The 10,880-nt window shown below is 60.4% G+C and carries 10 protein-coding genes; 3 read left to right on the plus strand and 7 right to left on the minus strand.

All coding sequences use genetic code 11. The features are described 5' to 3' along the window. Nucleotides 1-15: 15 nt before the first annotated feature. A complete protein-coding gene (locus tag ACRQ1B_RS07365; protein ID WP_432292978.1) occupies nucleotides 16-330 on the minus strand; it encodes a DUF2849 domain-containing protein in 315 nt (104 codons plus the stop codon). Beyond that, entirely contained in the window at nucleotides 327-1,769 is a 1,443-nt protein-coding gene (gene cysG, locus ACRQ1B_RS07370; RefSeq protein ID WP_432292979.1) for a siroheme synthase CysG, read from the minus strand. The genes ACRQ1B_RS07365 and cysG overlap by 4 nt, the downstream gene beginning before the upstream one ends. Before the next feature lie 376 nt (nucleotides 1,770-2,145). On the opposite strand from cysG, the gene ACRQ1B_RS07375 reads away from it, so the two are divergent. From ACRQ1B_RS07375 to ACRQ1B_RS07385, 3 genes are read left to right on the plus strand one after another with little or no spacing between them, the layout of a single operon-like run. Then, on the plus strand, nucleotides 2,146-2,769 hold the full coding sequence (locus tag ACRQ1B_RS07375; RefSeq protein WP_432292980.1) for a nucleoside deaminase: 624 nt from the start codon (nucleotides 2,146-2,148) through the stop codon (nucleotides 2,767-2,769). 27 nt (nucleotides 2,770-2,796) lie between these two features. After that, the gene (mazG, locus tag ACRQ1B_RS07380; protein WP_432292981.1) at nucleotides 2,797-3,630 is read left to right on the plus strand and encodes a nucleoside triphosphate pyrophosphohydrolase; all 834 of its coding nucleotides are present in this window, start codon (nucleotides 2,797-2,799) and stop codon (nucleotides 3,628-3,630) included. Nucleotides 3,631-3,658: 28 nt separating this feature from the next. Beyond that, entirely contained in the window at nucleotides 3,659-4,837 is a 1,179-nt protein-coding gene (locus ACRQ1B_RS07385) for an FAD-dependent oxidoreductase (protein ID WP_432292982.1), read from the plus strand. On the opposite strand, the gene ACRQ1B_RS07390 is transcribed toward ACRQ1B_RS07385, so the two are convergent. From ACRQ1B_RS07390 to ACRQ1B_RS07410, 5 genes are all read right to left on the minus strand, one after another. Then, nucleotides 4,834-5,169, minus strand: a complete 336-nt coding sequence (locus ACRQ1B_RS07390; RefSeq protein ID WP_432292983.1) for a hypothetical protein — start codon at nucleotides 5,167-5,169, stop codon at nucleotides 4,834-4,836. The genes ACRQ1B_RS07385 and ACRQ1B_RS07390 overlap by 4 nt on opposite strands. Nucleotides 5,170-5,270: 101 nt before the next feature. Further along, nucleotides 5,271-6,611 carry a GTPase HflX gene (gene hflX / locus ACRQ1B_RS07395; RefSeq protein ID WP_432292984.1) on the minus strand — a complete coding sequence of 447 codons (1,341 nt, stop codon included), beginning with the start codon at nucleotides 6,609-6,611 and terminating at the stop codon, nucleotides 5,271-5,273. A gap of 77 nt (nucleotides 6,612-6,688) precedes the next feature. Then, entirely contained in the window at nucleotides 6,689-6,931 is a 243-nt protein-coding gene (gene hfq / locus ACRQ1B_RS07400; protein ID WP_007757453.1) for an RNA chaperone Hfq, read from the minus strand. Nucleotides 6,932-7,223: 292 nt separating this feature from the next. Then, nucleotides 7,224-8,588, minus strand: coding sequence for a nitrogen assimilation response regulator NtrX (ntrX, locus tag ACRQ1B_RS07405; protein ID WP_432292985.1), 1,365 nt, complete (start codon nucleotides 8,586-8,588; stop codon nucleotides 7,224-7,226). After that, nucleotides 8,578-10,863, minus strand: coding sequence for a sensor histidine kinase NtrY-like (locus ACRQ1B_RS07410; protein ID WP_432292986.1), 2,286 nt, complete (start codon nucleotides 10,861-10,863; stop codon nucleotides 8,578-8,580). Before ACRQ1B_RS07410 ends, ntrX begins: the two co-directional genes overlap by 11 nt. Between the last annotated feature and the right edge of the window lie 17 nt (nucleotides 10,864-10,880).

Below are 10,880 nucleotides of genomic sequence, written 5' to 3' on the forward strand. Positions count from 1 at the left end.
GGTCTCGGATCAAACTCAGACTGCGATGAAGGCCGGATCGGCCGTGCCGTAACCGGCGGCATAATGCATGGTCGGGCCCTGAGCGCGGATGCGTTCACGCAGGCGCACCGGCCAGAGCTGGCCATTGATCTCCTGCACATCGACAACCGCAACATCGACCACGCGGTTATCGGCAAAATCGCGCTTGCCGATCGCTTCCAGCGAGGCCACGGCTTCCGCATGGCGCGCCACCAGCGCATCCTGCAGGCGTTCGGTCCAGCGGCCGGTCGCATCCAGCCAGACGGCAATGCCGTCGGAAAGGCGGTTGGCAGTCAAAACCTTGTCAGTCATTGTTTTGATCCCATTCCTTCGCGGGCCGCGACGATACCCACCGCCAGCGGTTCGGATTTTTGCAAGTTTGCGCCGGCAACGGCGTCGCCGATGATCACCATCACGGGGCCGGTCAGTTCGTCGCGCAGTTCCAGATCCGGCAGATCGGAGAGGCGGCCATGAAACAGGCGGCGATCCCGGCGGCTGGCGTTTTCGATGGCCGCGACGTGCGTGTCCGGCGAAAGGCCGGCCGCGACCAGACGATCAGTCACGGAAGCGGCAACCGTGCGGCCCATGTAAACAGCGACGGTGGCGCCGTTGACGGCAAGGCTCGCCCAGTCGGGCAGTGTGTCGCCGGTCAGGTCGTGTCCGGTGGTGAAGATCAGCGAGGAGGCGACACCGCGCAGCGTCAAAGGCAGATCGAAATCGGCAGCGGCGGCAAAAGCGGATGTGATACCCGGCACAATCTCGTAGGAAATGCCGGCCTTGCGCAGCGCGTCCATTTCTTCGGCCGCACGGCCATAAACCAGCGGATCGCCGGATTTCAGGCGCACCACGCGCTGACCGGCCTTGCCGAGTTCCACAAGCAGTTCGTTGATTTCGCCCTGCGTCTTCGAATGGGCATTCTTGCGCTTGCCGACAGAAATGCGCTCGGCGTCACGACGACCCATGTCGACGATCGCCTTTGGCACCAGCGCGTCATACACGATCACGTCGGCTTCCATCAGCACGCGCTGGGCGCGCAGTGTGAGCAGGTCTTCGGCGCCCGGACCTGCCCCCACCAGCCAGACATGGCCGGAAACGCTGTTATCGGCGGACAAGAGCGCATTGGCGGTGCGGCGCGCGGTGGCGATGTCACCGGCATCTACGGCATCGGCCACGCTCGCGGAAAAGAAACGGCGCCAGAAGATGCGGCGGGCAACGCCACGCGGCACCAGCTTGTCGGCGGCATCGCGGTAATCAGCGGCCAGCGACGCGAGACGACCGAGCGACGGCGACAGCATCTGGTCGATACGGGCACGGATCATTTGCGCCAGAACCGGCCCTGCCCCTTCGGTGCCGATGGCAACGGCAACCGGTGCGCGACTGACGAGAGCCGGCGTATAGAAATCGCAATAGTCGGGCTGATCGACGGCATTGGCGGGAATGCGTCGGGCGCGGGCGGCATCAACGATCTCGCGGTCGACCGCGTCATCGCCGGTCGCTGCAAAAACCAGCGTCGAGCCATCCAGCAGTTCGGGAGAAAAAGCGCGGTGATGCGTGGTGATGCCCTGCTCGGCGAGGAAAGCCGCATAGTCCGCTTCCGGCTCGGCCGCGTAGGCGGTGATCTTGGCATCCGTATTGGTCAGCAGCCGGACTTTTGCATAGGCTTCATCGCCATTGCCGAACACGACGACGACCTTACCACTGACGCGGAAAAAGGCGGGAAAAACATTCAGACGTGCGTTTTCACTGCTCATTGCCAACTCATCGATTAACAACTGCAATTTATCGCGATCCTTACGCTCCTTTGAAGCAAAGGACGTGCGAAGAAACCTGAACACCGACATTTTCCTACTCCGCATCCGCTTAGCCTGAGCAAAAGCAACCGCCTCCCTTACCGGCATGTGACAGGCAGGTGAAGCACAGACCGGCACTTTTCTCCGGGCTTTCCCGCATCCGCAGTGTCGCATCAGGCTACATGGGCACGAATAACTTTCGCGAAATAGAGTCGTCACACGACGGTCAGCCGGCTGAAAAAACTTTTCCACCGCATTGCATCCCCGGGCTTCAAAACGGCTGCATACTTGTCGGCGACGTGCTTTAAGGTGCCGGGCAACAAACGGAGTTTCGACCATGGCCAAAGCTGCGAAGGCAACCTCTTCAAAGACCCCAGCTTCGAAAACCCTGGCACCACGCCTGCTCGACGTCATCGAGCATAACATTCTGCCCCTCACGGCAAAAGGCGTCGCCGCCGGCAACAAGATCTTTGGCGCCGCCATCCTGCGCAAGTCGGACCTGTCTCTCGTGATTGCCGAAACCAATAACGAGACCGAAAACCCGCTCTGGCATGGCGAAATCCATGCGCTGAAGCGGTTTCACGAATTGTCGGAAAAATTCGATCCGAAAGATCTGATCTTTCTCTCCACCCACGAACCCTGCACGATGTGTATGTCGGCCATCACTTGGGCGGGTTTCGACAATTTCTACTACTTTTTCAGCCACGAGGATTCGCGCGATGCCTTTGCCATTCCGCACGACCTGAAAATCCTCAAAGAGGTTTTTGGGCTGGAGCCCGGCGGTTACCGTCGCAACAACGCTTTCTGGCATTCCCATTACATCGGCGATCTTGTCGAGACAGTAGACAAGCCGCTGCGCAAGCAGTTGAAGGAACAGACGGCGCTGATCAAGTCGATCTATGACAGCCTGTCCGGCCTCTACCAGTCCGGCAAGGCCGCCAACGACATCCCGCTTCGCTGACATAAGACACACGCAGGACCTTTAGACATGGAAGCATCCAAGGACATTTCCCGGCTGATCGAAATCATGGAGGCGCTGCGCCAGCCCGAGACCGGCTGCCCCTGGGACATCGTCCAGACGTTCGAAACGATCAAACCCTACACGATCGAGGAAGCTTATGAGGTGGCTGACGCGATCGAGCGCCGGGACATGGACGATCTCTGCGAGGAACTTGGCGACCTTCTGCTGCAGGTCGTCTTTCATGCCCGCATTGCGGAAGAGGCCGGTGACTTCGCTTTCGGCGATGTTGTAGAGGCCGTGACGAAAAAGATGATCCGCCGCCATCCACATGTGTTCGCCCGTTCCGATGCCGACACGCCGGACGCCGTCAAGCTGCAATGGGATGCGATCAAGAAGCAGGAAAAGCAGGAGCGCGCCGAGCGGCGGGCGAAGCGCGGCATTACCGCGGATTTCAAGGCCGGCCATCTCGGCGGCATCCAGCGCACGCAACCAGCACTGACGGAAGCGCTGAAACTGCAGGAACAGGCGGCGCGCGTCGGTTTCGACTGGTCGGAAGCCGAACCGATCCTCGACAAGATCGAAGAGGAAATCGGCGAGTTGCGTGAGGCGCTGAAAGCCGGCAGGCCGGAAGCTGTGGCCGACGAGCTGGGAGACCTGATCTTTGCGCTGGTCAATATCGGCCGTCACGTCAACGCCGACCCGGAAAATGCCCTGCGCGGCACAAACACGAAATTCCGGCGCCGATTCAATCACATCGAAACATCTCTTCATGCATCGGGCGAAACACTGGAAGCCGCAACACTGGAACAGATGGAAGATCTGTGGCAGGCGGCCAAGGCCATCGAGCGCGAATTGACGTGAGCCCGATTGGTCAGGACAGGTTTTTTCCATGAGATTTGAAAAACTGGATATCGCCATTGCCGGCGCAGGCATCGGCGGGCTTTCGCTGGCTGCGATGCTGGCAAGCCGCGGCGCCAAAGTGGTCATCTACGACCAGATGGCAGCCCCGCAACCGGTCGGTTCCGGCTTCGTGTTGCAGCCAACGGGGGCGGCAGTGCTCGCCCACATGGGCCTTCTGGACAAGGCAGCCGCGCGCGGCGCCGTCATCAACCGCATGCATGGCAAGCTTGCCGGCACGAACAGAACCGTTCTGGAGATCGGTTACGGAAAGTCCCGCCACGGCATCGCCATCCAGCGCGTGGCCCTGTTCGATATCCTGCTCGAAGCCGCCATTGCCTCTGGCGTAAAATTCGAGACGTCTTCGAAAGCCGTCGACATGACGCAGGGCGAAAGGCCAGCGATCGTGCTGGACGGTGGCCGAGCGGCACCGGCGGCCGATCTCGTCATTGATGCCATGGGAGCCAATTCGCCGCTCGGACATATCCCGGCAAAGGAACTCGGTTACGGCGCACTCTGGGCGACCGTGCCGTGGCCAAAAGACGGACCGTTTCATCCGCATGAGCTGGAACAGCGGTACCATCGCGCCAGCCGCATGGCCGGTGTGCTGCCGGTCGGCACGGCAAAAGACGGTGCGCCCAAAATGGCGACCTTTTTCTGGAGCCTCCGAAATCAGGATATCGATACGTGGCGATCTGCCGGCCGTGCCGCATGGGTCGAGGAGGTCGCAAAAATGTGGCCGGAGACCGTGCCATTTGCGGAAATGGCCGAACCGGTTCACGCCCGCTACCGCCACCACACCCGCAAGCCGATCGCCGGACGACGTATCCTGCGCATTGGCGATGCATGGCATGCGACCAGCCCGCAGCTTGGTCAGGGTGCCAACATGGCCCTTCTCGATGCTGCGTCGCTGATGACGGCACTGGAGCGCTCGGCATCGATCGAGGACGCCCTCGCCCTTCATCTGCGCCAACGCCGCCTGCACATCTGGTTCTACCAGCTGACAAGCTTTGTCATGACGCCCTTCTATCAGTCGGACAGCAGCCTCCTGCCGGTGGTGCGCGACATCGCCATCGCACCGGCAACACAATTGCCGCTGATGCGCCAGCTGGTCAGCAGATTGGTCACGGGCGAGTTTCTCGATCCGGTAAAGCGGATCGGCTTGGCTTAACGCGTCGATTGATAACCAACCGCAGAGAGTTGCTGCTTGAAATACCAGAAGCCGGCAGCGGTCAGCAGAGCGACCACCGCAAACATCACACAGCCCAGCGCCGTCAGCGTCTGCTTTTCGGCATTGCGATAGTTGAGCCGCTCACCATAGAGCGCGAAGCCGAGGCCAAATATCAATGAGGCGGGAACAAGCAAAAAGGCATTCGGCTGGTAATTGACCTCCGGCACACCCGCCCAGGCTTTTTCCAATGGCCGAAGCACCCCGTGCCAGCCGAGAACGATGCCAATGGCCAGAAGCAGCACGCCCATCAGGCGGATCTTGAGATCGTTCATACCAGTCCTCGAAAGCCGCCGTCGGCCACCGTAAAAAGAAATGCCCGCGTCCTTATGTGACACGGGCACCTAGATCATTGACGTTGCGGCATGCCGTTACGTCAACGTTCCCAGTCTTCCTTTTCCGGCTTGGCGCCGTTGCCGACCTTGCGCTCCAGCTCCGCCGCCTGCGCTTCCGACATGCGCACCTCGAGCGTCACCGACCCGTCCTCGTTATCCTTGCGCTCGTCGACGATGGCGTTGTTATAGACCCAGGAGACCAGTGCCAGTTTTTCCGGCGGAATGGTGACTTCGGTTTCCGTCAGCACACCTGACAGACGTCGGGAAATCTCGTCCATCAGCGGATCGACGCCCTCGCCCGTGACAGCCGAAAGCGCCATGATGTTGTCGCGGCTCGCGGCACGCTCGGTCAGCGCATCGTGGGTTTCAGGCTCCAGCCGATCGATCTTGTTCCAGACCTCGATGATGCGCTCTTCGCCTTCCTTTTCGCCAATGCCGAGATCGGCAAGAATGCGCAGGACGTCAGCGGACTGGGCAGCATTGTCCGGATCCGACATGTCACGCACATGCAGGATGAGATCGGCTTCCAGCACCTCTTCCAGCGTCGCGCGGAAAGCGGCGACCAAGTGGGTCGGCAGGTCGGAAATGAATCCGACCGTGTCGGAGAGAATGACGGTGCGGCCATGCGGCAGCTTCATCCGGCGCAGGGTCGGATCGAGCGTCGCAAACAGCATGTCCTCGGCCAGAACACCGGCGCCGGTGATGCGGTTGAACAGCGTCGACTTGCCGGCATTGGTATAACCAACCAATGCCACGATCGGATGCGGCACCTTGCGGCGTTTGGCGCGATGAAGCTGGCGGGTGCGCACCACCTGCTCAAGCTCACGCTCGAGCTTGATGATCTTGTCCTGCAGCATGCGCCGGTCGGCTTCGATCTGGGTTTCACCCGGACCACCCATGAAGCCCGCACCACCGCGCTGGCGTTCCAAGTGGGTCCAGGAGCGAACCAGACGGCCCTTCTGGTAATTCAGGTGCGCCAGATCGACCTGCAGCGTGCCTTCCTTGGTGGAAGCGCGGCGGCCAAAAATTTCGAGGATGAGGCCGGTTCGGTCGATGACCTTGGCGCCCCATTCCTTTTCGAGATTGCGCTGCTGCACCGGCGTCAGCGGATGATCGACAATGACGAGGCCGGCATTCTTCTCGTCGAGAATCGCCTTGATCTCCTCGACCTTGCCGGTTCCGATCAGGGTTGCCGGTCGCGGCTGGTTGACCGCAACGATCAGGCCTTCAGCAATCGTCAAGTCGATGGCGCGGGCAAGCCCCATCGCCTCTTCCAGGCGCGCTTCGTTGGAGCGCTGCGGTTGAGCGACAATTGGCGCATCCGACTGTGCAGCACGAGCACGCGCCTGTTTGGGCACAGGAACGAGGACGACTGCGCACATGTCATCCCGGTGCTTTTCAGCTTCCGGGATGAGGGATTCATTCGAGGTATCGCGTGTTGTGATGTCGAAATGTCCTATCAGGCCGCGTTTTCTTCGGTCTCGAACATCTGCATCGGCTGGCCCGGCATGATGGTCGAGATCGCGTGCTTATACACGAGCTGGGAGTGTCCGTCACGGCGAAGCAGCACACAGAAGTTGTCGAACGAGGTGACAACGCCGGTCAGCTTGACGCCATTGATCAGGAAAATCGTGAGGGAAATCTTCTGCTTACGAACGGTATTGAGGAAAAGGTCCTGCAGATTCTGAGAACGTTCCGCCATGGCGCCGCTTCTTTCTTTCTTGCCGGCCTGTCGCCGGAATTCTTGTTTATACCCTGAGGTGTGCGCCGTCCCACCCGGAATCGGTCGCCACCGCTCATTTGTGCATGTTTCCCGAGCGAGATCGAGTCAGGGCTCAGGATAACGTGCTCAAGCGAGCGGGGAGATGCAGTTTTGCAACTCCCTGTCCCCCAGCATTGGTTAGCAAATCGGGATGCGCTCCGCAATCGGCAAAACAACGTATGCGATCGGGTTTGGCTTGGATACCCGGCCTCACCCCTTGAAATTGAAGGGCTCAGACGCCGAGTGACTTCAACTTGCGGTGCAGGGCCGAACGTTCCATCCCGACGAACTCGGCCGTGCGGGAAATATTGCCGCCAAAACGGTTGATCTGGGCGATCAGATAATCGCGCTCGAACATTTCGCGGGCCTCGCGCAGTGGCAAGGTCATGATGTGATGGTCGCCACTGCCGGCAACCTTGGGCAACATGTCTCCAAGATCCTGTGGCAACATATCGGCAGTGATCGGCGCATCCGGCCCATCGCCGCGGGCAAGGATCATCAGGCGTTCGATATTGTTGCGAAGCTGGCGGTTGTTGCCCGGCCAGTCATTGGCCTGTAGCACGGCCATCGCGTCATCGCCGATACGGCGGTTGCGGATGCCGGCCTGCTCGGAGACCTGGCGCATGAAATTGTCAACGAGGAAGGGGATGTCCTCACGACGTTCGGCCAGTGCTGGGACCTTCACCGGCACGACGGCGAGACGGTGATAAAGGTCTTCGCGAAAGATGCCTTCGGCAATCAGGCTTTCGAGATTGTAGGCGGTCGACGAGATGATGCGGACATCGACCTTCACGCGTTTGGAACCGCCGACACGCTCGAACTGCTGATCAACGAGCACGCGAAGAATCTTGTTCTGCGTCTCGCGCGGCATTTCACCGACTTCATCGAGATAGAGAATACCACGATGCGCCTCTTCCAGCGCGCCGATCTTGCGCGGCTGGCCAGGCGTGCCTTCGGTGCCGAACAACGCGATTTCCATGCGATCCGGCGTGATCGTCGCGGCATTGAGAGCCACGAAGGGACCGGCGGCACGCGCAGACTTCTTGTGGATCATGCGCGCGACCAACTCCTTGCCGGAACCGGACGGGCCAAGGATCATGATGCGGCTGTTGGTGGGCGCGACCTTATCTATGGTCTGGCGCAACTGCGAGACCGCAACGGACGTGCCGACCAGTTCCAAAGCATCGCCGGTCCGCTTCTTGAGCTCGGTGACCTCGCGCTTCAGCTTGGAGTTTTCCAGCGCGCGCTCGGCGATCAGGATCAGGCGATCCGCCTTGAACGGTTTCTCGATGAAATCGAAAGCGCCGCGCTTGATGGCGGAGACAGCCGTTTCGACATTGCCGTGGCCGGAAATCATCACGACCGGCAGATCCGGGTGGCGGGTCTTGATTTCATCCAGCAAAGCCAGACCATCCAGCCGCGAACCCTGCATCCAGATATCGAGGAAGACAAGGCGCGGCACGCGGTCGGAAATCGCAGCCAGTGCGCTGTCGGCATCATGCGCGGTGCGGGTCTCGTGCCCTTCGTCGGACAGAATACCGGACACGATATCGCGGATATCCGTTTCATCATCCACGACCAGAATATCAGACGCCATAAGCTGCTTCCTTGTCTATATTTTCGTCGGTGTCAGCGTTCTGCAAAGCTGCCGTTTCCATGCGCGGCAGCACCACCCGGATCATGGCGCCACGGCCTTGATCGAATTCGGCAGGTGCATCATGCAGTTCAAGCTGACCACCGTGTTCCTCAATGATCTTCTTGACAATGGCGAGGCCCAGGCCGGTGCCTTTTTCGCGCATCGTCATGTATGGTTCTAATATGCGGTGGCGGTTTTCGGCCGGCAGACCGCTACCGTTGTCGATGATATCGGCGCAGAAAATGTCGCGCCCCTCATCATAGCCAGCGCGGACCCAAACCTTGTGGCCATCACGCTCCTGGTCACCAGGCACCGCCTCGATCGCCTCAACGGCATTCTTGACGAGATTGCCGAAAGCCTGGCCGAGCATACGGGCATCGAACATGCCGATGAGCGGCTTGTCGCCAAGTTCACGCGCAAATTCGACATGGCTAGCACCCATCTCGCGCAGGAACACCGCGTCACGCAGAATATCGCGCAGATCCGCCTGTTCTTTGGCCGGTTTCGGCATCCGGGCGAAGGAGGAAAACTCATCGACCATACGGCCGATATCTCCGACCTGCCGCACGATCGTATCCGTGCACTGGTCGAAGACTGCTCGATCATCCTCGTTGATCTGTTTGCCGTAACGGCGCTTCAATCGCTCGGCGGAGAGCTGGATCGGGGTCAGCGGGTTCTTGATCTCATGTGCAATGCGCCGCGCTACGTCGGCCCATGCCGTGGACCGCTGGGCAATGACGAGGTCGGTAATGTCGTCCAGCGTGATGACATAGGATTCACGGCTGGAGCGTTGCTCCTCGCGCGTTACCTGGACCGACAGGGTCCGCTCCTTGCCACCGCGCATCAGATTGATCTGTTTGCGGAAATCCTTGCGGGCGCGGAAGGTTGCCTCCTTCAGAACCTGATCGATTTCAGGCGCCACGTCTTCAAGACGCTGGCCTATCAGCTGATCCGCGTCAATGCCGAGGAAGTGCTCGGCCGTGGGATTGACGATCGTCACCTGATGATCGTCCTCGACACCGATGACGGCGGCGGAAACGCCTGACAAAACCGCTTCGATAAAGCGGCGACGATCGTCAACTTCATCCTTGGCTTCGAGAATTTCATCCCGCTGACTGCGGATTTCCGAGATCATTTTGTTGAATGTGCGAGACAGGCTGCCGACGTCGCCATCGGCGGCGCGCACCGGCACGACGACATTCAGATTTCCAGCACCAACGCTGTCCGCCGCGCTGATCAGAAGCCGGATCGGCCGCACGATGCGGTCGGCAACCGCGATGGCGGTCCAGATGGCGGCCAGAAGAACGATCAGCGCGAAGCCGATGTAAAGGACGGCGAAAGCCACCTGCAACGAGGTACGCCCCGCCTCCATCGATTGATATTCGTCGCGGTTTTCTTCCATCAGCCGCATCGCCGACATCACCTTCGGGTCAACGGCGCGGACGGTGTAAAGGAAAGAACCGGGGATCGCATCGAACTTGATGACGGCACCGACAAGGTTCGTCACGCCGGGCGGGATCAGGGTCGGCTGACCGGCGGCGGCAGTCGCGAGCGCATCCGAAGGAATGGCAGGGAGCGGGCGCTCGGTCTTGATATCAGCCTGTGCGATAGCATCGCCATCGTCTCGAACAAGAAAGGCGCCGAGCAGTCCGCGCCCCCTCGCCTGCCGCGTCATCAGATCGACAAAACCGGTCCGATCCAGATAAAACATCGGGCGATTGCGCTCGAGATCGTTGGCCATGGACACCGTCTGGCCCTGCAGATAGCTGGCGTTCTCCAGCATATAGGCTTTGGCGACATCAAGTGATGACTGCACGATCGACTGCGTGCGGAGCGAAAACCAGCGATCGAGCCCCACATTCAGAGTCAGACTGGCGAAGATGGCGACGAGCACAGCCGGCGTGATGGCCACGATCGAGAACAGCACAACGATGCGCACATGCAGCCGGGCTGCGGCGCGCCCGCGATTGCGGGCCTTCACCAGACGAAACACCTCGCGGGCGATGAGATAGATCAGGCCAAGGACGAAGACAGAATTCACACCGGCCGACGCGATGACGACATTGGTCGTGGGCGCGATCGGCGTGGCGCCAAGCAGCACGAGAAGACTGACGATGGCGCAGATCAGCGCGCCGACCGCCAGCAACAAACCGGGCAAGGCAAACGTCGCACGCCGGTCCTGAACCAGAGCGGGGGAATCCTCGTCCGTCGAAGGCGTGAGGACGCCATCTGTCATAAGCCACTCCCGACACC

Source organism: Endobacterium panacihumi (assembly GCF_050847465.1).
Classification (GTDB): Bacteria; Pseudomonadota; Alphaproteobacteria; order Rhizobiales; family Rhizobiaceae; genus Neorhizobium; species Neorhizobium panacihumi.

Coding starts and splice junctions, on each gene's coding strand:
- ACRQ1B_RS07365 (WP_432292978.1), bottom strand. CDS start 330: ATGACTGACAAGGTTTTGACTGCCAACCGCCTTTCCGACGGCATTGCC.
- cysG (WP_432292979.1), bottom strand. CDS start 1,769: ATGAGCAGTGAAAACGCACGTCTGAATGTTTTTCCCGCCTTTTTCCGC.
- ACRQ1B_RS07375 (WP_432292980.1), top strand. CDS start 2,146: ATGGCCAAAGCTGCGAAGGCAACCTCTTCAAAGACCCCAGCTTCGAAA.
- mazG (WP_432292981.1), top strand. CDS start 2,797: ATGGAAGCATCCAAGGACATTTCCCGGCTGATCGAAATCATGGAGGCG.
- ACRQ1B_RS07385 (WP_432292982.1), top strand. CDS start 3,659: ATGAGATTTGAAAAACTGGATATCGCCATTGCCGGCGCAGGCATCGGC.
- ACRQ1B_RS07390 (WP_432292983.1), bottom strand. CDS start 5,169: ATGAACGATCTCAAGATCCGCCTGATGGGCGTGCTGCTTCTGGCCATT.
- hflX (WP_432292984.1), bottom strand. CDS start 6,611: ATGTGCGCAGTCGTCCTCGTTCCTGTGCCCAAACAGGCGCGTGCTCGT.
- hfq (WP_007757453.1), bottom strand. CDS start 6,931: ATGGCGGAACGTTCTCAGAATCTGCAGGACCTTTTCCTCAATACCGTT.
- ntrX (WP_432292985.1), bottom strand. CDS start 8,588: ATGGCGTCTGATATTCTGGTCGTGGATGATGAAACGGATATCCGCGAT.
- ACRQ1B_RS07410 (WP_432292986.1), bottom strand. CDS start 10,863: ATGACAGATGGCGTCCTCACGCCTTCGACGGACGAGGATTCCCCCGCT.